This is a genomic window from Streptomyces sp. PU-14G (assembly GCF_041028275.1).
Lineage (GTDB): Bacteria > Actinomycetota > Actinomycetes > Streptomycetales > Streptomycetaceae > Streptomyces.
In genome coordinates this window covers 1-20,009 of sequence record NZ_JASKYT010000117.1, presented here as the reverse complement: position 1 = coordinate 20,009, position 20,009 = coordinate 1, and the positions used below count along the sequence as shown (strand labels likewise).

At 73.2% G+C, this 20,009-nt stretch carries 17 protein-coding genes; 9 read left to right on the top strand and 8 right to left on the bottom strand.

Annotation, left to right across the window (positions count from 1 at the left end):
• Window positions 1-73 precede the first annotated feature (73 nt).
• The 4 genes from AB8Z75_RS16010 to fxsA all read left to right on the top strand — a co-directional run bounded on the left by AB8Z75_RS16010 (window position 74) and on the right by fxsA (window position 5,677).
• On the top strand, window positions 74-1,714 hold the full coding sequence (locus AB8Z75_RS16010; protein ID WP_369202452.1) for an amidohydrolase: 1,641 nt from the start codon (window positions 74-76) through the stop codon (window positions 1,712-1,714).
• A 542-nt stretch (window positions 1,715-2,256) separates the two neighbouring features.
• A complete protein-coding gene (gene lnt, locus AB8Z75_RS16005) occupies window positions 2,257-4,149 on the top strand; it encodes an apolipoprotein N-acyltransferase (RefSeq protein WP_369202450.1) in 1,893 nt (630 codons plus the stop codon).
• A complete protein-coding gene (locus AB8Z75_RS16000; protein WP_369202448.1) occupies window positions 4,146-4,913 on the top strand; it encodes a polyprenol monophosphomannose synthase in 768 nt (255 codons plus the stop codon). Before lnt ends, AB8Z75_RS16000 begins: the two co-directional genes overlap by 4 nt.
• Before the next feature lie 35 nt (window positions 4,914-4,948).
• Complete coding sequence (gene fxsA / locus AB8Z75_RS15995; protein ID WP_369202446.1) at window positions 4,949-5,677, top strand: FxsA family membrane protein; 729 nt, start codon at window positions 4,949-4,951, stop codon at window positions 5,675-5,677.
• Between the two features lie 161 nt (window positions 5,678-5,838).
• Here the strand turns inward: fxsA and AB8Z75_RS15990 are convergent, their stop codons facing one another.
• Both AB8Z75_RS15990 and AB8Z75_RS15985 read right to left on the bottom strand, forming a co-directional pair.
• Window positions 5,839-6,225: an RNA polymerase-binding protein RbpA gene (locus tag AB8Z75_RS15990; protein ID WP_114015047.1), complete on the bottom strand. Its 387-nt coding sequence runs from the start codon at window positions 6,223-6,225 to the stop codon at window positions 5,839-5,841.
• 310 nt (window positions 6,226-6,535) lie between these two features.
• Window positions 6,536-7,924 (bottom strand): MFS transporter, encoded by a 1,389-nt coding sequence (locus tag AB8Z75_RS15985; protein ID WP_369202444.1) that lies wholly within the window; start codon window positions 7,922-7,924, stop codon window positions 6,536-6,538.
• Window positions 7,925-8,192: 268 nt separating this feature from the next.
• On the opposite strand from AB8Z75_RS15985, the gene AB8Z75_RS15980 reads away from it, so the two are divergent.
• Window positions 8,193-9,026, top strand: a complete 834-nt coding sequence (locus AB8Z75_RS15980; protein ID WP_369202442.1) for an alpha/beta fold hydrolase — start codon at window positions 8,193-8,195, stop codon at window positions 9,024-9,026.
• A 61-nt stretch (window positions 9,027-9,087) separates the two neighbouring features.
• Here AB8Z75_RS15980 and AB8Z75_RS15975 read toward each other — a convergent pair whose 3' ends face one another.
• The gene (locus AB8Z75_RS15975) at window positions 9,088-9,888 is read right to left on the bottom strand and encodes a glycerophosphodiester phosphodiesterase (RefSeq protein WP_369202440.1); all 801 of its coding nucleotides are present in this window, start codon (window positions 9,886-9,888) and stop codon (window positions 9,088-9,090) included.
• Entirely contained in the window at window positions 9,885-10,589 is a 705-nt protein-coding gene (locus AB8Z75_RS15970; protein WP_369202456.1) for a YitT family protein, read from the bottom strand. The genes AB8Z75_RS15975 and AB8Z75_RS15970 overlap by 4 nt, the downstream gene beginning before the upstream one ends.
• Window positions 10,590-10,790: 201 nt before the next feature.
• On the opposite strand from AB8Z75_RS15970, the gene AB8Z75_RS15965 reads away from it, so the two are divergent.
• Complete coding sequence (locus tag AB8Z75_RS15965) at window positions 10,791-12,389, top strand: PLP-dependent aminotransferase family protein (RefSeq protein WP_369202438.1); 1,599 nt, start codon at window positions 10,791-10,793, stop codon at window positions 12,387-12,389.
• Here AB8Z75_RS15965 and AB8Z75_RS15960 read toward each other — a convergent pair.
• The 3 genes from AB8Z75_RS15960 to AB8Z75_RS15950 all read right to left on the bottom strand — a co-directional run bounded on the left by AB8Z75_RS15960 (window position 12,377) and on the right by AB8Z75_RS15950 (window position 15,300).
• A complete protein-coding gene (locus AB8Z75_RS15960) occupies window positions 12,377-13,981 on the bottom strand; it encodes a hypothetical protein (protein ID WP_369202454.1) in 1,605 nt (534 codons plus the stop codon). The two genes, AB8Z75_RS15965 and AB8Z75_RS15960, sit on opposite strands and share 13 nt — an antisense overlap.
• An 84-nt stretch (window positions 13,982-14,065) precedes the next feature.
• The gene (locus tag AB8Z75_RS15955; RefSeq protein WP_114015052.1) at window positions 14,066-14,260 is read right to left on the bottom strand and encodes a hypothetical protein; all 195 of its coding nucleotides are present in this window, start codon (window positions 14,258-14,260) and stop codon (window positions 14,066-14,068) included.
• A 242-nt stretch (window positions 14,261-14,502) separates the two neighbouring features.
• The gene (locus AB8Z75_RS15950; RefSeq protein ID WP_369202436.1) at window positions 14,503-15,300 is read right to left on the bottom strand and encodes a YoaK family protein; all 798 of its coding nucleotides are present in this window, start codon (window positions 15,298-15,300) and stop codon (window positions 14,503-14,505) included.
• 111 nt (window positions 15,301-15,411) lie between these two features.
• Between AB8Z75_RS15950 and AB8Z75_RS15945 the strand changes: the two genes are divergently transcribed.
• Window positions 15,412-16,755: a M20 family metallopeptidase gene (locus tag AB8Z75_RS15945; RefSeq protein ID WP_369202434.1), complete on the top strand. Its 1,344-nt coding sequence runs from the start codon at window positions 15,412-15,414 to the stop codon at window positions 16,753-16,755.
• Window positions 16,756-16,796: 41 nt separating this feature from the next.
• Here the strand turns inward: AB8Z75_RS15945 and AB8Z75_RS15940 are convergent, their stop codons facing one another.
• On the bottom strand, window positions 16,797-17,285 hold the full coding sequence (locus tag AB8Z75_RS15940) for a copper chaperone PCu(A)C (RefSeq protein ID WP_369202432.1): 489 nt from the start codon (window positions 17,283-17,285) through the stop codon (window positions 16,797-16,799).
• A gap of 248 nt (window positions 17,286-17,533) precedes the next feature.
• On the opposite strand from AB8Z75_RS15940, the gene AB8Z75_RS15935 reads away from it, so the two are divergent.
• Both AB8Z75_RS15935 and AB8Z75_RS15930 read left to right on the top strand, forming a co-directional pair.
• A complete protein-coding gene (locus AB8Z75_RS15935; protein ID WP_369202430.1) occupies window positions 17,534-18,724 on the top strand; it encodes an acyl-CoA dehydrogenase family protein in 1,191 nt (396 codons plus the stop codon).
• Window positions 18,725-18,902: 178 nt separating this feature from the next.
• Window positions 18,903-20,009: serine/threonine-protein kinase (locus AB8Z75_RS15930; protein ID WP_369202428.1), on the top strand; the 1,107-nt coding region annotated here is incomplete at its 3' end.

Genomic DNA, 20,009 nt, shown 5'->3' with positions numbered 1-20,009 from the left:
TTCCTCGACGGCGCCCTCGTCACCCCCGCGTTCACCGACGCGCACGTCCACACCCAAGCGGGAGACTGTCCCCATGAGCGACAGCACCACCCCCGCCACGCCCCGCACCCTGCTGCTGCGCGGCGGCGAGGTCCACAGCCCCGCCGACCCGTTCGCGACCGCGATGGTGGTGGAGGGCGAGCGCATCGCCTGGATCGGTTCGGAGGGCGCTGCCGACTCGTTCGCCGAGAACGTCGACGAGGTCGTCTTCCTCGACGGCGCCCTCGTCACCCCCGCGTTCACCGACGCGCACGTCCACACCACGGCGACCGGACTGGCGCTGACGGGCCTCGACCTGTCCCACGCGCGCACGCTCACCGACGCGCTCGCACGCGTCCGCGCGTACGCCGAGGCCCGGCCGCACGACCGGGTGCTGCTGGGCACGGGATGGGACGCGAGCGCCTGGCCCGAGCAGCGCCACCCCGGCCGCGCCGAACTCGACCAGGCGACCGGCGGACGCCCGCTCTACCTGACCCGGATCGACGTCCACTCGGCCCTCGCCACCACGGCGATGCTCGACCTGGTGCCGGACATCGCCACCCGGGCGGGGTACAGCCCCGACGCGCCCCTGACGGGCGACGCGCACCACGCCGTACGGGAGGCCGCACATGCCACCCTCACGCCCGGACAGCGCGCCGAGGCCCAGCGGGCCGCACGGGAGCACGCCGCCTCGCTCGGCATCGGCGCGCTCCACGAGTGCGCGGGCCCCGACATCTCGGGTGAGGACGACTTCACCTCCCTCCTGGCGCTCGCCGCCGACGAAGCGGGACCACGGGTCTTCGGGTACTGGGCGGAACTCGTCACGTCCGCAAAGGACGCGGACCGGGTCAGGGAGCTCGGGGCGCTCGGCGCCGCGGGTGACCTCTTCGCCGACGGCTCCCTCGGCTCGCACACCGCGCACCTGTGCTCCCCGTACGCGGACGCGCCCCGCACCACGGGAAACGGCCAACTGGACGCCGCCACCGTCGCCGCCCACGTCGCCGCCTGCACCGAGGCAGGGCTGCAAGCCGGGTTCCACGCCATCGGCGACGCCGCGATCCGGTCCGTCACCGACGGCGTGCGCCGTGCCGCGGAGAGCGTCGGCACGGCTCGCGTGCGGGCCGCCCGGCACCGCGTCGAGCACGCAGAGATGCTGACGGAGGCCACCGTCGCCGACTTCGCGGACCTCGCCCTCACCGCCTCCGTGCAGCCGGGCTTCGACGCGGCCTGGGGCGGCGCGGACGGCATGTACGCGCGGCGCCTGGGCGCCGAACGGGCCGCCACCCTCAACCCGTACGCGGCACTGCTGCGCGCCGGGGTGCCCCTCGCGCTGGGCTCCGACAGCCCCGTCACCCCGCTCGGCCCCTGGGAGACCGTCCGGGCCGCCGCCTTCCACCGCACCCACGCGCACCGGATCTCCGTGCGCGGCGCCTTCACCGCCCACACCCGCGGCGGCTGGCGCGCCCTCGGCCGTGACGACGCGGGCGTTCTCGTCCCCGGAGCACCGGCCGACTACGCGGTGTGGCGCACCGGGCCGCTCATCGTCCAGGCCCCCGACACCCGGGTGGCCAACTGGTCCACCGACCCGCGCTCCGGCACGCCGGGACTGCCCGACCTGACACCGGGCGGCGACATCCCCGTCTGCCTGCGGACGGTGGTCGCCGGACGTACGGTCTACGCACGGCCGGACGAGTGATCTCGGTGGCGGGATACGGCTGAACGAGATCCCCTCCGTTCGCCGTGCCAGGGTTCTCTCCTCGCTACTGACCTGCTGATTTGCCGAAACACCCCAGGTAGGCGGGCTGTTGACAACGAACGCCCGGAGCCCGGTAGGTTCGGCCGCGTCCACCAACAGGACGTCCGACCGGGGAGCTTCCGCGCTGTCGTCGAACCCCGCTGGGCCAGGGGTGGTGTACCGCACCGGCGCACCACCGCTGCGAGCCAGGTCCAGCGCCGACGGCACGGGGCGAGACGCGCTTCGCCGGCCGGCGGGTGTGACCCGGGACGGGGCCCGGACGCTCAGTAGACAACGGCTTTCGGTAGATCCGCAGCCAGCGGGTCCCAGGTCGGCCCGAAGGGCGCCGGGCCCCGATCCGCAGATCCGCCCCTCCGGTCCCCTCCGCGCCCGCGCGCCCACGGCTTTACGCCTCCCGGGCCCCCTCGCGGCCCTCGCGCGTTGTACGGTCACCTCACCACCGCACGACCCGCACCGCACGACCTGCTAGGAAGGCCGCGACCTTGGCATCGGGCCCCGACACCACCCCCGCCTCCGCCCCGGACGGCTCCCGGGAGCGCCAGGCGGCACCCGCCGCGCCCCGCGGCGCGCCCGAGGGCGAGAGCGCGGCGCACGCCGAGCCGCCGACCCGGGAGGCGGGGGCGACCGCGCCGGCGGAAGGGAGCGCCGCGAGCAGTGACGTTCCGCCGGACACCGACCGCCCCGTCCGGGCCGACCGCCCCGGTCGGCTGCGGCGGCTGGCGGCGCTGGCACGGCGGGAGTGGCGGCGCACGGCGCTGGCGGCCCTCAGCGGAGTGGCGCTCGCGCTCGCGTTCCCGCCCTACGACGTCTGGCCGCTCTCGCTGGTGGCCGTCGCCGCGCTGAGCCTGCTCACCCGGGGACGGACGGGCCGCCAGGGCGCGTGGTCGGGTCTGGCGTTCGGCTGGCCCTTCTTCCTCGTCCTGCTCACGTGGCTGCACGTCGTCGGCTGGGACGCGGTGATCGGGCTCGCCTTCCTGCAGGGGCTGTTCGTGCTCGGCCTCGGCGCCGGGCTCGCGCTCACCTCGCGACTGCCGGCCTGGCCGCTGTGGGGCGCCTGCCTGTGGGTGACCGAGGAGTTCCTGCGCGACCGCGTCCCGTTCGGGGGCTTCCCCTGGGGACGCCTCGCCTTCGCGAACACCGGCTCGCCCTTCACCCCGCTGGCCGCACTCGGCGGCGCCCCCCTCGTCACCTTCGCGGTCGCGCTGACGGGGGCCCTCCTGGCCGCCGCCGCGCTCACCGCCTGGCGGCTGCGTCCGGCCACCGCCCGCACCGCCCGCGCCTACCTCACCGGGCTCGGCGTCCTCGCCCTGGCGGCTGCCGTCACCGTGGCCGGGTTCGCCGTGCCGGTACCGACCAAGGCCGCCGACACGGCCCGCATCGCCGTCGTCCAGGGCAACGTGCAGCAGCCGGGCATGGACTTCCTCGGCCGGCCCATGCAGATCCTCAACAACCACGTCGAGGCCACCCTCGACCTCGCCGAGCGGATCAAGCAGGGCAAGGAGCCGAAGCCGGACCTGGTGATCTGGCCGGAGAACTCCTCCGACCTCGACCCCTACAAGTACCCCGAGGCGGGCGACCGCATCGACGAGGCCGTCAAGGCCGTCGGCGTCCCCGTCCTCGTCGGGGCTCTCGTCGACCACCCCACCAAGCAGGGCTACGTCGAGAACCAGGGCATCGTCTGGGACCCGAAGAAGGGGCCAGGCGCCTCCTACACCAAGCAGCACCCGGTGCCGTTCGGCGAGTACGTGCCCTTCCGCGACCAGCTCAGCAAGGTCATCACGCGGCTCCAGCAGATCCCCAGGGACTTCTACCCGGGCGATCACACCGGAGTGCTCCAGACGGGACCCGCGCGGCTGGGCGACGTCATCTGCTTCGAGGTCGCCTACGACGAGATCCCCCGGGACACCGTCAAGGACGGCGCCCGCGCGCTCGTCGTCCAGACCAACAACGCGACCTACGGCAACACAGGCCAGCCCGAGCAGCAGTTGGTGATGTCCAAGCTGCGCGCCATCGAGCACGGGCGCGCCGTGGTGACGGCGGCGACCAGCGGCATCAGCGCCATCGTCGCGCCCGACGGCACCGTCACGCAGCGGACGGAGGAGTTCACCCAGGACGTGCTCACGGGCACGCTCCCGCTGCGGGACGATCTCACCGTCGCCGACCGCGTCGGTGCGGCTCCCGAGTGGGTGATCGCTATCGTGGGCGTGCTCGCCTGCGCCGGGGCCTGGCTCCTCGGCCGCAGAAAGCGCGGCGCACGCGCCGGTGCGGCCACGACCACGGCCGCCGCGGCAGCCGGCGGGCAGGGGGAAGGCCCGGAAGGCACCGACCACGACCAGCAGGACCGACAGGCTCAAACGGAGGGGCAGCACCAGTGACGGACGGCGGACAGCGGCGGTACGGCCCCCTCGGCACAGCCCTGGTCATCATTCCGACCTACAACGAGGCCGACAACCTGGGGCCCGTCGTCTCCCGGGTGCGCGAGGCCGTGCCCGAGGCGCACGTCCTCGTCGCCGACGACAACAGCCCGGACGGCACCGGCAAGATCGCCGACGAGCTCGCCGCCGAGGACGCCCACGTGCACGTGCTGCACCGCAAGGGCAAGGAGGGCCTGGGCGCCGCCTACCTGGCGGGCTTCCGCTGGGGCATCGAGGCCGGCTACGGCGTGCTGGTCGAGATGGACGCCGACGGCTCCCACCCGCCCGAGGAGCTGCCCCGGCTGCTGACCGCGCTGGGCGGCGCCGACCTGGTCATCGGGTCCCGCTGGGTGCCCGGTGGCCGTATCGTCAACTGGCCCAAGTCCCGCGAGTTCCTCTCCCGGGGCGCCAGCACGTACTCGCGGCTGCTCCTGGACGTGGACGTGCGGGACGTGACGGCGGGCTTCCGCGCCTTCCGCAAGGAGACGCTGGAGGGCATCGACATGGACGCCATCACCTCCCAGGGCTACTGCTTCCAGGTCGACCTCACCCGGCGCACCGTGCACGCCGGCTACCACGTGGTGGAGGTGCCGATCACCTTCGTCGAGCGGGAGCGCGGCGACTCGAAGATGAGCCGCGACATCATGGCGGAGGCCCTGTGGCGGATCGCGGCGTGGGGTGTCGAGGACCGGGTCAAGAAGGTCACCCACCGCAAGGAGCACTGACCACGGCCCTACGCGTCGCCAGGCACACTGGAGACATGACGACGCGTGCACCCTTTCCGTACGGGCCCTCCGGACAGGACGCGGGCGGTGCCGGCGGCGGCCCGGGGCAAGGCGCCGGGTCCGGTGGCGACGGTACCCCTCCGCCCAGGCCGCCCCGCTCCCGGGCCCGGACGCTGGTACCGCTGGCCGTCGCGGCGTGGATCGTGCTGGAGATCTGGCTGCTGATCCTGGTGGGGGACGCGGCCGGCGGGTTCACGGTGTTCCTGGTGCTGGTCGCGGGCCTGGTGCTGGGCTCGGCCGTGATCAAGCGAGCGGGCCGCCGCGCCTGGCGCAACCTCGCCGACACGGTGCAGCGCGCCCAGGACCAGGCCAGGGCCCAGGGCCGGTCGGACGACACGGCCTCCGAGGAGAAGCCCGCAGCGCACAGCCGCGGCGGGAACGGCACCGCCATGCTGGGTGGTCTGCTGCTGATGATTCCGGGCCTGCTGACGGACGTGGCCGGGCTGCTGTGCCTCTTCCCGCCGACCGCCAAGCTGCTGCGCGGCACCACCGAGCGGTTCCTTCAGCGGCGCAGCGGCTTCACCCCCGGCGGCCTCGGCGACACCTACCAGCAGGCGCGGGCGGCCGAGCAGCAGGCGCGCATGCACCGTCCCGACGGCAAGGTCGTCCAGGGAGAGGTCGTACGCGACGACGAGCCCCAGGGGCGCGGCGGGGAGCACGGGCGCGACACCGAGCGGGGGCGCGGCGGGGAGCAGGGGCGCTGAGCGCCGTTCGTGTCGTGACCGGTCCGGGCACGTAGGCCCGGACCGGACGGATGTACGAGGGGTCCACGCAGTCCGGGCACACGAAAGGGGCCCGGCCCACGCTTCGCTCGCGTGGGCCGGGCCCCTTTTTGCCGTGCGCTCGGCGCCTTGGCCGACGGGGGTCAGGCGGACTTGCGCTTGTTCCCGCTGTCGTCACGGGGGTGCACCGCGAGGTTCATGGTGCCCGAACGCAGCACGGCGAGCCGCTCGGCGAGGACCTCCTCGAGCTCCTCGCGGGTGCGCCGCTCCATGAGCATGTCCCAGTGCGTACGCGCGGGCTTGCTCTTTTTCTCCTCAGGACCCTCGCCGTCGACCAGGAGAGCCTGTGCGCCGCACACCTTGCACTCCCACTCGGACGGAATCTCGGCCTCTACCGAGAACGGCATCTCGAAACGATGTCCGTTCTGGCATGCGTACTCCACGGCCTGGCGCGGAGCCAGGTCGATACCGCGGTCGGTCTCGTAGCTGGTCACCACGAGTCGCGTGCCGCGAAGAGCTCGCTCACTCATGAATTCGTGCCTCCCGGGCTGGTCGCCCACAGGACAGGTGTCGCTGTCGTCGTCATCCGGTCAACGTCCGGCCGCCGGTGAAGATTCCCGCGTGGGGAGATCACCCACCCGTCACGCTCCTCCACTCGTGACGGAGGGGCCGCACGCCGCTGCTCCTCGTGCCGCCGCTTCGTTGATCTGCGGTACCCACCGATGACCGGTTTGTCACAAATGACAGGAGATGTCACCCACTGTTCGCATCTCTTCTGCATGCAGTAACGGTCAGTCCGGTGGGCCAAACGCGTACACTACCGGCCCGGCACCCTCAGGTCTAAATCCGTCCCGGTGCGGCATTGCCCACGGCCGCCGCCGCACGCCGTACGGGTACCCGCGCCAGCAGGACGAAACCGAGGGCGAAGAAGACCACCAGCGACAGGATCGCGTACCGGTACTCGCCCGTCAGCTGGTAGGCGAGACCGAACACCAACGGGCCCAGCCAGCTGGTGCCGCGGTCGCTGATCTCGTACAGCGCGAAGTACTCCGCCTCCTTGCCCGCGGGCACCAGATGCGAGAAGAGCGAGCGGGACAGCGCCTGGCTGCCGCCCAGGACCAGACCGATACCGACCGCCAGCGCGTAGAACCACACCGGTTCCTCGCGGGGCAGGAAGTAGCCCGCGGCCACCGTCACCGTCCAGGCCACGAGTGAGCCCAGAATGGTGCGCTTGGCGCCGTACCTGGCCGCGATCCTGCCCAGCAGCAGCGCGCCCGCCACCGCGAGCACCTGCACCAGCAGGATGGCGCCGATCAGCGTCGTCTGGTCGAGCCCGAGGCCCTCGGAGCCGTAGACCGACGCCTGGGTGATCACGGTCTGGATGCCGTCGTTGTAGAGCAGGTACGCGAGCAGGAAGAGCAGGGTCAGCGGGTAGCGGCGCAGATGCCGCAGCGTTCCGGCCAACTGGCGGAACCCCTGGCCGAGGGAGGCGCGCCCCGCTCCGGGCCGTGCGGCGACGGGCCGCTCACGCAGTCGCAGCAGCGGCACGACGGTGAAGACGGCCCACCACAGGCCCGCCGAGGCCAGGCAGATCCGGACGGCCACCGACTCGGCCACGCCCAGCGCGTCGTGGCCCAGGAACAGGCCCAGGTTCGCCACCAGCACGAGCGCCCCGGAGCCGTAGCCGAACGCCCAGCCTCGTGAGGAGACCGCGTCGCGCTCCTCGGGCGGCGCGATCTGCGGCAGGAAGGCGTGGTAGAGCACGACCGAGACGGCGAAACTGACGTTGGCGACCACCAGCAGCACACCGCCGAGCAGATAGCGGTCGCCGTCCAGGAAGTACATGCCCGTGGTCGCTCCGGCGCCCAGGTAGGCCGCGGCCCCCAGCAGCGGCTTCTTGCGTCCGGTGCGGTCGGCGAACGCGGCGGCCAGCGGCATCACGAGCACCGACAGCAGCACCGAGGCCGAGACCGCGTACGGGAAGAAGGAACCGGCGCGCACCGGGATACCCAGCGGGTGCACGTACCCGTCCGCGTCCGCCGCCGCTTTGGTCACCTCGGTCAGGTACGGGCCGAGGAAGACGGTGAGCACGCTGGTGGAGAAGACGGAGTTCGCCCAGTCGTAGAAGTACCAGCCGCGCTGCTCGCGCCGCCGCTCGCGTGCGTCACCGAACGCGCCGGGCTCCGCGTCGTCTTCGCCCTGTGGTGCCTGTGCCGTGACCGCGCCCATTCCGTTCCTCCCCGTACCCCGCTTCACGGCCCGTACCGATCGTCGGGCACTCTTCTGCCGATCGTCTGACGATCTTCGAAACCGGTGCGGGGAGACTACAGTCCGCCGCTCGGGCGACGGAAAAGCCCCGGAGCTCCCGCCCGGGCGTCTGGCAGGCTGAGCGACGCCCGCACGCCCGTGCGGGCCTGCCTTCCTTCCGGGGACCTGCTCATACCTGCTGATCCCCCGTGCCGTTGCTCCGCCCCCGTACCGTGAGGAGTGCCCCGCCGTGTCACAGGACCGCGAGAAACCGCAGGGCGCGTCAGAACCGGCCGAGTGCACCGCCACCGTCGGCGGCCGTCGCGTCACCTACCTCGACTCGCAAGGACCCGGGCCCGTACTCCTGGCCCTGCACGGCCACTTCGGACGCGGCCGGATCTTCGCACCGCTGGCCCGCGCGCTCGCCGGCCGCTACCGTCTCCTCGCCCCTGACCAGCGCGGCCACGGCCACTCCGACCGGGCGGACAGCTACGCTCCCGAGGCCTACGCCGACGACGCCGCGGCCCTCCTGGACGCGCTCGCGATCCCGTCCGCCGCCGTGCTCGGCCACTCCATGGGCGGCGCCGTCGCCTTCGTTCTCGCCGCGCGGGCGCCCGAGCGGGTCAGCGCCCTGCTCGTCGCCGACATGACCGTGCTCAACCGGGAGCCCGAAGCGCACCCCGTACTCGACTGTTCGACGTGGCCGCGCCGCGCCGAAAGCCGCGGCGCGCTCGGTGCCGCCATCGAGGCGCGGGGCGTTCCGGACGCGGCCTACTTCCTCGACAGCGCCGCCGAGTTCGACGACGGCTGGGGGCTGCTGTGCGACACCGGCGACATGATGGCCTCGCAGCGCGCCTTCGCGGGGGACCTGAGCGCCTGGTGGCGGGCCTCAAGGCAGCCCGCGCTGCTGATGCGGGCCGAGCACAGCTTCATGCTCTCCGAGCGGGTGGCCCGCCGGATGGCCGACGCACGCCCGCGCACCGAACTGCTCGCCTTCCCCGGCTGCGGCCACTGGCTGTACGAGGACGACCCGGACGGGTTCGCCCGTGCCGTCGGCGGCTTCCTCGACCGCGCAGTCGGCTGAGCGCCGCCCCGCCGAGCCCTGGGCGGGCGCCTCGCTCAGCCTCCTCGCTCAGCCTCCTCGCTCAGTCCTGCGGCCAGGCGCCGCGCTCGGTGAAGACCTCGCGCAGCATCTCCAGATGGTCGGTCATGATGCCGTCCACGCCCAGGTCCAGCAGCGCCTCGGCGCGTGCGCGGTCGTTGACCGTCCACACGTGCACCTGGAGCCCGCGCGCGTGCGCAGCCCGCACGAAGGCGCGGTCCACTACCCGTATCCGGCCGTGCCGCTCGGGCACCTGCGCGCACCCGGCACCCCTCGGCAGCCGCCAAGGCAGACGGTAGGCGCGCATCCGCAGGGCCAGAACCCCGCCGGTGCCCAGCGAGGTCAGCAGCCGCGGCCCGGCCAGCGCCCGCGCCCTGGCCACCCGCGCCTCTTCGAACGAGCCGACGCACACCCGGTCCCAGGCGTCCTCGCGCTCCAGCAACTCCAACAGCGGGACGAGCGCGTCCGCGGCCTTGACGTCGATGTTCCAGCGCGCGCGGGGCAGCGAGCGCAGCAGGTCGGCGAAGAGCGGTATCGGCTCCCGGCCCGCCACCCGGGCCCTGCGCACCTCGGTCAGGCTCAGCCCGGCGATCGGGCCGTCGGCGTCCGTGGTGCGGTCCAGTGTCGCGTCGTGGAAGGCCACCAGGGCGCCGTCGGCGGTGGTGTGGACGTCGGTCTCCAGGTAGCGGTAGCCGAGCTCGGCGGCGCGGGCGAAGGCCGCGTGGGTGTTTTCCAGGCCCGAGGCGGCACCGCCCCGGTGCGCGAAGGCCAGCGGTGTCGGGTGGGCCAGGAAGGGATGCGCGGGGCCGGGGGAACGGCCGTCCGTCGGTCGTACGTTCGTCACCGCCGCAGTATCGCGCGCCGCTGTCGGCCGCCCCGGGCCACCACCCGAGAGGCGCCCTCCGCGCCCTTCGCACCCTTCGCGCCCTCCGCGCCCTCCGCGCCCTCCGCGCCGGAGGATGCGGCACCCTCTACGCCGGCCTCTACGCCGGCGCCCGCGGCGCCCTCCACGCCGGCGCCCGCGGCGACCTGCTGCTCGGGCAGGGCGAAGGCGCGGAGGAAGAACTGGGCGAGCGGGCCGATCGCCAGCGCGTACAGCACCGTCCCCACGCCGACGGCGCCACCCAGCAGGATGCCGCTGATCAGAACCGCCACCTCGATCCCCGTCCGCACGAGCCGGATGGAGCGGCCCGTGACCTTGTGCAGCCCGGTCATCAGCCCGTCACGGGGCCCCGGGCCGAAGCGGGCCGAGATGTAGAGGCCGGTCGCGGCGCCGTTCAGCACCACACCGGCGACCAGCAGGGCGATCCGGAAGACGAGCGCGTCCGCGTGGGGCAGCAGCCACAAGGTGGCGTCCATCGACAGACCGACCAGGAAGACGTTGGAGACCGTGCCAAGACCGGGGCGCTCCCGCAGCGGCCACCACAACAGCAGCACCAGCGCCCCGACGATGATCGAGACCGTGCCGATGGACAGGCCCGTGTGCTCGGAGACCCCCTGGTGGAAGACGTCCCACGGATCCAGCCCCAGCTCGGCGCGGACCATCAGCGCCGCGCTCGCCCCGTACAGCACAAGACCCACGTACAGCTGGAGGAGCCGCCGGGGTAGACGCCTGCCAGAACTGCCGGAACCCCTCGATGTGGACAAAGACCTACCCCTTCTCGTGCCGGTGGATCGTCTCGTGGCACTCTGTGGCATGGAAGCAGGCCATTTCTATGGCCAATCTCGGAGAGGTGGACCGAAAAGATGGCGCACTGGAACTCCGCGGTGGGCGCCGTGCAGCTCGCACGGCTCCTGGGCTCGCAGCACTCGGTGCGGCGGGAGACCCAGGGGGCGGCGAGGGATCTCCTCACCGCGGGCAGCGCGCTCCCGGGCGCGAGTGCCGCCGGCGGATCCCGCAAGGTGCCCGCCTACCGCTCCCTCGCCGACGGCCTGCGGCTGCTCGTCCTGGAGGGCCGTATCCCCGTCGCCACCCGGCTGCCCGCCGAGCGGGAACTCGCGTCCGCGCTGTCGGTGAGCCGTACCACCGTCGCCGCGGCTTTCGAAGCGCTGCGCGCCGACGGGTTCCTCGCCTCGCGCCGTGGGTCCGGCAGTTGGACCACGGTGCCCGCGGGCAAGCCGCTGCCCACCCGTGGACTCGACCCCCTCCCGCCGGAGAACGAGGGCACCGTCATCGACCTGGGCTGCGCCGCGCTGCCCGCCCCCGAGCCCTACATGAGCGAGGCGTTCCAGCGCGCGCTGCCCGCCCTGGCCCCCTACGCACACACCCACGGCGACTACCCGGCGGGGCTGCCCGTGCTGCGGGAGGCCGTCGCCGCGCGCTACACCGCGCTCGGCGTGCCCACCATGCCGCAGCAGATCATGGTCACCACCGGCGCCATGGGCGGGGTCGGTGCCCTGGCCCGGCTGCTGGTGCCCCGCGGAGAGCGCGTCGCCGTCGAACACCCCTCCTACGCCAACATCCTGCAACTGCTGCGCGAGACCGGTGGCCGCCTCGTCCCCGTGCCCATGGCCGACCGGCTCGCGGGATGGGACCTGCCCGCCTGGCACCGGACCCTGCGCGAGGCGGCGCCCCGGCTCGCCTACGTCGTCGCGGACTTCCACAACCCGACCGGCGCCCTGGCCGGCGCCGAGCAGCGCCGGGAACTGATCGGCGCGGCCCGCGCCTCGGGAACGGTCCTCATCGCCGACGAGACCATGGCCGAACTGCCGCTCGGGCCGCCGGGGGCCACCGGCACCCCGGCTACCGGGTCCCCGGGCCTGGAGATGCCCCCGCCGATGGCGGCCTACGACCCGGGCGGCTCCACCGTCATCACCGTCGGCTCCGTCAGCAAGTCCATCTGGGCCGGGCTGCGCATCGGCTGGATCCGCGCCGCACCCGAGGTGATCCGCAGCCTCACCGCGGCCCGCGCCTACGCCGACCTGGGCAGCCCCGTGCTCGAACAGCTCGCCGTCAGCGAACTGCTGTCAGGGGACGGCTGGGAACAGGCCGTCACGCTCCGCCGCGAGAGGGCAAGGGAGAACAGGGAAGCGCTCACCGCAGCCGTGCGCGACCTTCTGCCCGACTGGGAGTTCACCGTGCCGCACGGCGGCCTCACCCTGTGGGTGCGTACCGGCGGCCTGTCGGGGTCCCGGATCGCCGAGGCGGCCGAACAGGTGGGCGTACGGGTGCCGTCGGGGCCCCGGTTCGGGGTGGACGGCGCCTTCGAGGGGTTCGTCAGGCTCCCGTTCACCATCGCCGAGCCGCTCGCCAGGGAAGCCGCGGGACGGCTCGCAGCCGCCGCCGACCTCGTACGCTCCGGCACCCCCACGCCCTCCGACGTGCCCCGCTCCTACGTGGCCTGACCCTCCCCGGCCGCCTCCCTCGGAGGGGCGACCCGGTACGCCGTGGCCCCCACGCCTTCGGCCGGGGAGGGCTCGTACACGGACGCGGGCAGCAACTCCCTGACCGCCGCCCGCCCGGGCTCACCCACCGTCTCGTCCAACGGGTCGGGTGTGGCGGGCACCTGGAGCCGCAGCACCGGTCCCTGGCCCAGCCTGGCGAACCCCCGGCCCCGCGGCACCTGCACCCCGGGGCCGGTCTGCGGCGCCGCACCGAGCACGGCCCCCGCCTCCGCGGGCGACACGGATCCCAGCACCACCCGGGCCCTGGTGTGCGCGAAGACCGTGTCGGCCAGCATGTCGAGATCGTCGAACTGCTCGGCCACCACGACGGTCACTCCGGCGGCGCGGCCGTGCCGCAGCGGAACCCTCAGCAACTGCTGCGGGTCGACCCTCTCCTCGGCGCCCGCGAGATGGCTGAGCGCCGCGGGCCGGTCCAGCAGGATCCACAACGGCTGCCTGACCTCCTCGGGCACCGGCTCGCCGCGCTGCCGGGCCCGGCTGGTCACCAGCAACCGCCGCTCCGTCTCCCGCGCCGCCCACTCCAGCGCGGACAGCGCGCCCGGCAACGTCGACTCCACCCCCAGCACCCCGTGGCGCGCCGCGAAACAGGAGAACTCGCCGCCCCCGTCGCCGTCGACGAACAGCACCTCGCCCCGGCGCAGTGCCTGAAGCGCGAGCGAGCGCAGCAGCGAACTCGTCCCGGCCCCCGGCGTTCCCACGGCCAGCAGGTGCGGTTCCGTCGCGCGGTGCCCGGTGCGCCACACCACGGGCGGCACGTCGCAGGGGACGGCCGCACCCAGGAAGTGCACGGGAACGGTGCGCCGGACCTCGTAGCCGTCCGTGAAACCGAGCACCGTCTCGCCGGGCGCCGTGACGAACGGCTGCGCCACGATCCCGGTGGGCAGCGGTTCGAGTGCCGCCATCTCCAGCCGGTTGCCCTCCTGGTCCCAGCAGAAGCGGTACTCCCGCCCCCGGCCGGTCTTGGCCGCCAGCACCCGCTCGACACGCAGCCGCTCGGCGGGCTCGCCGTCGAGGAAAGCGGCCGGGTAGCTCAGCAGCAGGTCACTGATCCGCCCGTCGCGGAACGCGAACTCCTCGAAGGCGCGCTCCCACTCCCCGCCGGGCGCGTACAGCGGCTCGTGCTGCGGATCGTCCGCCGGCCCGAAGTAGGGCACCAGCGCCTCGTAGAGCGCCCGCAGGCGCGCGCGCTCCGTGTCGCCGGGCCCCGTCTGTGCCGCTGCGGGCTTCGCCGCGCCTTCCCGCCCGTACCACGCGGCGGCGGCAAGGAGGCCGAGCGCCGCCAGCACAGGACCGTAGGGCAGTACCCACAGCAGGGCGCCGCACGCCGCGACGGCGAACAGCACGGGACCGCGCCGGTCACCGGGTGTGCGCTCCCACCAGGCCCTGCCGCGGACCGTGAGGGACCGCACCCCGCGGCAGAGCACCAGCAAGGGGTGCAGCACGTCGAGGACTCCGTCGGCCCCCGCCCGTGCCGCACCCCGCGTGGCACCTCGTGCGCCGCACCGCGACAGTGACCGCGTCAGCGGCGTCATCGCCCACCGGCCCACGCTCAGCTCCTCCCGGGTCTGCTCGCCGCGGGTCCGCCGCGCCGCTCGCTGCGGACCCGGCGCCCTCGACTAGAACTTGATGCCGCCGAGCAGGCTCGCCAGGCTTTCACCTCCCGCTTTGATGCCGGGTGCCATCGCGGTGCCCGCGATGTAGAAGCCGAAGAGGGCGCACACCAGCGCGTGGGAGACCTTGAGATTGTCCTTCCTGAAGAACAGGAAGACGATCAGGCCCAGCAGCACGACACCCGAGATCGAGAGAATCACCAGCACTCCTGATGTAGGGGACGGTCACCATGAGTTTCACCAGCTTCACAGATCGTGTGCTCGGTAGGAAACTGGCATTTGGGGGATTTATCACCTAACGCCCCTGAACGGGTCGTGTCGCTGCCGGGCTCACGGTGGAAGCCCCTTCTCGTGGCACATCGCGCACGTCCGCCGAAGCGGGCACCGGGAACGGACCCGGCCGCAGGCCTTCGCCCCGTCGCCCCCTCACCCCTCGGCTCTCGTCATCCGCTCGCCCCGCACCCTCGCGAGCCCCACCGCCCTGCCGGCTTCCGCCGCCTTCCGGCGGCTCCAGGGGTCCTCCGCCCTCCCGTCGCCCGCCGCCGGCCCGTCCGAACCGTCGGCAGAGCAGGCCCTCCCGCTCCGGACCGCTGGAAGGCCAGCGCCACCAGGAGCAGCACGACCGGGCACGCGAAGGCCGCGGGCGCTGCCACGGCCCACAGGCCCGAGGCTGCTGCCGCGCCTGAGACGACGGCGACCAGCCGGAGCGCGGCCCCTGTGCTGGGCGGCGGGCCACCCGCGGGCAGTTGGGCGAACAGAGCGGTGAGCGTCCCGGTGAAGTACGTGCTCGGCGCCGCCATGGAGCCGCCCGCGAGCATGGCCGAGGACTGCAGGCCCATCGCCGTCGCCGCTGTCACCAGCAGCACGGTCCGCCACGTTCCTTCGGGGGCGCCGCCCGAGGAGGCCGCCGCCGCGGCGAACCCGACCAGCAGGAGGGCCTCCAACCACAGGCACCCCACCACCCGCGGCGGCCAGCCGCCGGCCCGCGTGCCGGTGCGCGGGCCGCGGCACAACCGGGCTGCCAGCACGGTGCCCGTCACGTACCCGGCCAGGGCGAGCGCGGCGGGCAGCCCCCGTTCGCCGCCGCTGCCCGCGGTGACGCCCATCAGCACGAGGTTGCCTGTCATCACTCCGGCGAACACGTGGCCGAGCGCGGACAGCGCCAGCGCGTCGACGGAACCGGACGCCGCCGCCAGGAACACCACGGAACACTGCGCACGGGCGGTCATGCTCTCAGCCATCCCGTCAAGGTAGGCCGCGCCCGTGCCGCCCCGGCCGCCGAACCGCCGCGCGGGGACACACCCTCACGCGCACCCGCACACCCGCAAACCCCTCACGGAAAGGCCCCTCACATGACCGACTCCACCGGCTCCCCTGAGCCCACCGGCTCCGCCGGTTCCGCGGACTCCGCCGACCCGGTGACGGCTTCGGCGGCCGAAGCCGTACTGTCCGGTCTCGGGGACATCCGCGAGAGTCTGGAGAGTTTCTACAAGGACCTGCATCAGCACCCGGAGCTCGGGTTCCAGGAGCACCGCACGGCCGGCCATGTCGCCCAGGCGCTGAACGAGTCGGACTACGAGGTCACCGAAGAGGTCGGCCAAACGGGCGTCATCGGTGTGCTGCACAACGGCGACGGGCCGACCGTCCTGCTGCGCGCGGACATGGACGCGCTGCCCGTGCGCGAACAGACGGGCCTGCCCTACGCCTCCACCGCGACCGGCACCGACAGCGACGGTGTCGAGCATCCGGTGATGCACGCGTGCGGCCACGACGTGCACGTCACCTGCCTGCTGGGGGCGGCCCGGCTGCTGGCGTCCCGCACCGACGCCTGGCAGGGCACGCTGGTCGTGCTCTTCCAGCCGAACGAGGAGAACGGTTCGGGCGCCAGGGCGATGGTCGACGACGGCCTCGCGCAGCGGATTCCGCGCCCCGACGTGGCGCTGGGCCAGCACGTGCTGCCCGCGCCCGCCGGATGTGTCCTGACCAGGCCGGGCGTCATGATGGCGGCCTCCGACAGTCTCCGCGTCACGCTGCACGGGCGGGGCGCGCACGGCTCCATGCCCGAACGTGCGATCGACCCGGTGGTGTTGGCGGCGATGGTCGTCGTCCGCCTCCAGACCGTCGTGGCGCGCGAGATCTCCGCCACCACGCCCGCCGTGGTCACCGTCGGCTCGATCCGGGCGGGCAGCGGGCCCAACATCATCCCGGACACCGCCGAGCTCCAGCTCAACATCCGCTCCTTCGACGAGGAAGCACGCACCCGCGTGCTCGCCGCCGTCCGCAGGATCGTGACCAGCGAGTGCGCCGCCTCCGGCGCGGACCGTGACCCGGAGTTCGAGACCCTGAGCGAGTTCTCCGTCACCGACAACGACGAGGAGGCGACCAGCCGCATCGCTGCCGCGTTCGAGGCATCCTTCGGGCAGGACCGGGCGCTGACGGTCGGCCTCGTCCCGGCCAGCGAGGACTTCGGCGAACTCCCCGCAGGACTCGGGTGCCCCTCCAGCTACTGGGGCCTCGGCGGCATCGACCCCGACACCTATCGCAAGGCCGAGCGCGCCGGGACCGTCGACAAGGACATTCCCAGCAATCACAGCTCCCGCTTCGCGCCGGTCGTCCAGCCCACGCTCGACATGGGTGTCCGTGCCCTGGTCACCGCGTCCCTGGCCTGGCTGGCCCCGCGGCCGAAGGGGAGATGACCCCACCACTGGGGCGAGGGCCCGGCGACCGCGGGAGAGGATCACTCGCTGGGCGAGGGGCTGTCGCTGTCGTATTTCGGCGTCTGTGCGGGAACCCGGACGGTGTGCGAACCCGCGTCGCGGAACCGGACGGTGAGCTCGATGTAGTCCCCGCCCCTGATCACCTTGCGCACGTTCCGCAGCAGCAGGTGCGGCTTTCCGCGCTCCAGTTGGGTGAGCTTGTGTGCGGGCAGAGCGATCTCCTCCGACCGCCGCTTGCCGTCGGAGGAGACGACCTCGACCGCATCGGCGGCCGTCGTACGGGCGCTCACCAGCTTGTCGGCCTCGTCGCCCTTGTTGTAGATCCACACGTACACGGGCACGTCGTCCTTCGGCTTCCACGGCCCGTGCCGCGGCTCGGCCACATGGGCGTACCGCAGCATCAGCGAGCCGACGCGGGCGTTCTGGCCCGGCGCGTCCCAGTCGGGTAGCGAGAAGTCGTCGTCCCCGCCGCACCCGACGGCGCCCAGCGCCAGAGCGAAGGCAGCCACACCGAGACCGTACCGGCTGCGTCGCGTGAAGCCGCCTGCCATGATCGCTCCTCTCGCGGCACCGACTCCGCCCGTCGCGGCACCGGTGAGCCCACTATTGGCAGCCCCTCGGCCCCGCGCAAACGAAGAGAGGAGGACGGGTGAAAGGGGGGGCGACGGGGCGCCGACCCTCCGCGGGCATTCCCTTGTGCTGCAACGCGTTCTACTCTGTGCGCCGCTACGGGGACCCGTCGTGGAGCGGAGGGGCCGTGTATCTCGACTACACCGCCGAACAGCAGGAGCTGCGCGAACGACTGCGCGAGTACTTCACGCGGCTCGTGCCCGAGGACGCGCACACGCGCTACGCCGAGCCGGCCGCCCAGAAGCGGTTCTACCGCCGCACCGTGCGTCAGCTGGGCCGGGACGGGTGGCTGGGCGTGGGATGGCCGCGCGAGTACGGCGGCCGGGGAATGAGCGCCGTCGAACAGTTCATCTTCTTCGACGAGGCCGCGCAGGCGGGCGTGCCGCTGCCGCTGATGGCGCTCAACACCGTCGGTCCGACCCTCATGCGCTACGGCACCGACGAACAGAAGGGATACTTCCTGCCCCGCATCCTGGCGGGCGAGCTCGACTTCGCCATCGGCTACAGCGAACCGGAGGCCGGTACCGACCTGGCCTCCCTCACCACCCGCGCCGTGCGCGAGGGCGACGCCGAGAGCGGGCACTACCTCGTCAACGGACACAAGATCTGGACCACGAACGGGGACACCGCCGACTGGGTGTGGCTCGCGGTGCGCACCGATCCCCACGCCAAGCCGCACAAAGGCATCACCCTGCTGCTCGTACCGACCAGCGACCCCGGCTACTCGTGCACCGTCATCACCACGCTCGCCTCCCACGACACCACGGCGAGCCACTACGAGAACGTGCGGGTGCCGGCGAGCCGCCGCGTCGGGGAGGAGAACGGCGGCTGGCGGCTGATCACCACCCAGCTCAACCACGAGCGCGTCACGCTCGCCGCGCACGGCACCATGGCCGTCCGCGCCCTGGCCGACACCCGGCGCTGGGCGCGGCGGACCAAGCTCGCCGACGGCCGCCGCGTCATCGACCTGGGCTGGGTCCGCACCCGCCTGGCCCGCGCGCACGCCCGCCTGGAGGCGATGAAACTGCTCAACTGGCAGATGGTGGACGCGCTCGACAAGTCCACGCTGACGCCGCACGACGCCTCAGCGGCGAAGGTCTACGGCAGTGAGGCGCGCCGTGACGCCTACGCCTGGCTCATGGAGGTCGTCGGCGCCGCGGGGCCGCTCAAGGAGGGATCGGCGGGCGCGGTGCTCGGCGGAGAGCTGGAACGCGGCTACCGCAGCGCCGTCATCTTCACCTTCGGTGGCGGGAACAACGAGATCCAGCGCGAGATCATCTCCTGGATCGGTCTCGGCATGCCGCGGGTGCGGCGCTGAGCGTCCCTGCGGTCCACCCGCGCGGTCCGTTCGGCGTACGAACGCGTCATCAGCGCACCGAACCAGTCAAAGGCGTACACCCTGCCCCCGGATGGCATACACGGGCAGGAACGAGGCAGCCATACTGGGCAGACAGGGAGGGACGCGCACAGGACGCGACGACGGGGGCGAGACGGGGATGGTTCCAAGCACCCTGATCCATGACCGTTACCGGCTGCTCGAGCTCATCGGGCGCGGCGGTATGGGCGAAGTGTGGCGGGCGCACGACGAGTCGTTGGGCAGAAGGGTGGCGGTCAAGTGCCTCAAACCGCTGGCCCAGCGCGGAGATGCCGCGTTCCTGCGCGTGGTGCGGGAGCGCTTCCGGCGCGAGGCGCGGGTCGCGGCCTCGTTGCAGCACAAGGGCGTCACGGTGGTGCACGACTTCGGTGACGACGAGGGCTTGCTCTACCTGGTCATGGAACTGCTCGAGGGGCGCAACCTCGGCCAGTTGCTGGAGGAGAGCAAGCGGCAACCGCTGCCGGTGGCCGAGGTGCTCGACGTCGCGGAGCAGGTCTCCGCGGCCCTGGCCTACACCCACGCCCAGGGTGTCGTGCACCGCGACCTGAAGCCGGCGAACGTCATGCGCACGGCGGACGGCACCGTCAAGATCTGCGACTTCGGCATCGCGCGGCTGGCCCACGACATCGGCTTCACCGCCAAGCTGACCGGTACCGGCATCGCCATGGGCACCCCGCACTACATGTCGCCCGAACAGATCGCGGGAACCGCCGTCGACCACCGCAGCGATCTGTACTCGTTCGGGTGCGTTCTCTACGAACTGGCCACCGGTGCGCCCCCCTTCAAGGGAGGGGACGCCTGGTCCGTCCTCGTCGGCCACCGCGACGCGCCACCCGAGCCGCCCCGCGCGCACCGGCCCGAGCTCCCCGCCCCGCTGGAGGAGGTCGTCCTGTGGCTGCTGTCGAAGGCGCCGGAGGAGCGGCCTCACGACGCCGCGGACCTGTCGGCGCAGCTCGCGGCGGCCCGTGCCTGCCTCCCCGACTGGCCCGTCGTCCCGGTGGATTCGGTGGGGCCCGCGGGGTCTGTGGGGTCCGTGGGGCCCGTGATTCCGGTGGAGCCCGCGGGCGCCGCGAGTGCCCTGGGTGCCGCGGGTGCTGCGGGCGCCGCGGGTGCTGTCGGTTCGGCGGGCGAGGCGGCGGCCTGGGGCGGCGCGGCGGCACGGGAGGACGCGGTGGGGTGGGAGGCCCCCGCAGCGTGGGAGGCCCCCGCAGCGTGGGAGGGCCAGGGG

What these genes read in the sequence shown, in the direction of transcription:
- AB8Z75_RS16010 (WP_369202452.1), top strand. Translation starts at nt 74, where the DNA reads ATGAGCGACAGCACCACCCCCGCCACGCCCCGCACCCTGCTGCTGCGC.
- fxsA (WP_369202446.1), top strand. Translation starts at nt 4,949, where the DNA reads ATGACGACGCGTGCACCCTTTCCGTACGGGCCCTCCGGACAGGACGCG.
- AB8Z75_RS15990 (WP_114015047.1), bottom strand. Translation starts at nt 6,225, where the DNA reads ATGAGTGAGCGAGCTCTTCGCGGCACGCGACTCGTGGTGACCAGCTAC.
- AB8Z75_RS15985 (WP_369202444.1), bottom strand. Translation starts at nt 7,924, where the DNA reads ATGGGCGCGGTCACGGCACAGGCACCACAGGGCGAAGACGACGCGGAG.
- AB8Z75_RS15970 (WP_369202456.1), bottom strand. Translation starts at nt 10,589, where the DNA reads ATGGTCCGCGCCGAGCTGGGGCTGGATCCGTGGGACGTCTTCCACCAG.
- AB8Z75_RS15965 (WP_369202438.1), top strand. Translation starts at nt 10,791, where the DNA reads ATGGCGCACTGGAACTCCGCGGTGGGCGCCGTGCAGCTCGCACGGCTC.
- AB8Z75_RS15960 (WP_369202454.1), bottom strand. Translation starts at nt 13,981, where the DNA reads ATGACGCCGCTGACGCGGTCACTGTCGCGGTGCGGCGCACGAGGTGCC.
- AB8Z75_RS15950 (WP_369202436.1), bottom strand. Translation starts at nt 15,300, where the DNA reads ATGGCTGAGAGCATGACCGCCCGTGCGCAGTGTTCCGTGGTGTTCCTG.
- AB8Z75_RS15945 (WP_369202434.1), top strand. Translation starts at nt 15,412, where the DNA reads ATGACCGACTCCACCGGCTCCCCTGAGCCCACCGGCTCCGCCGGTTCC.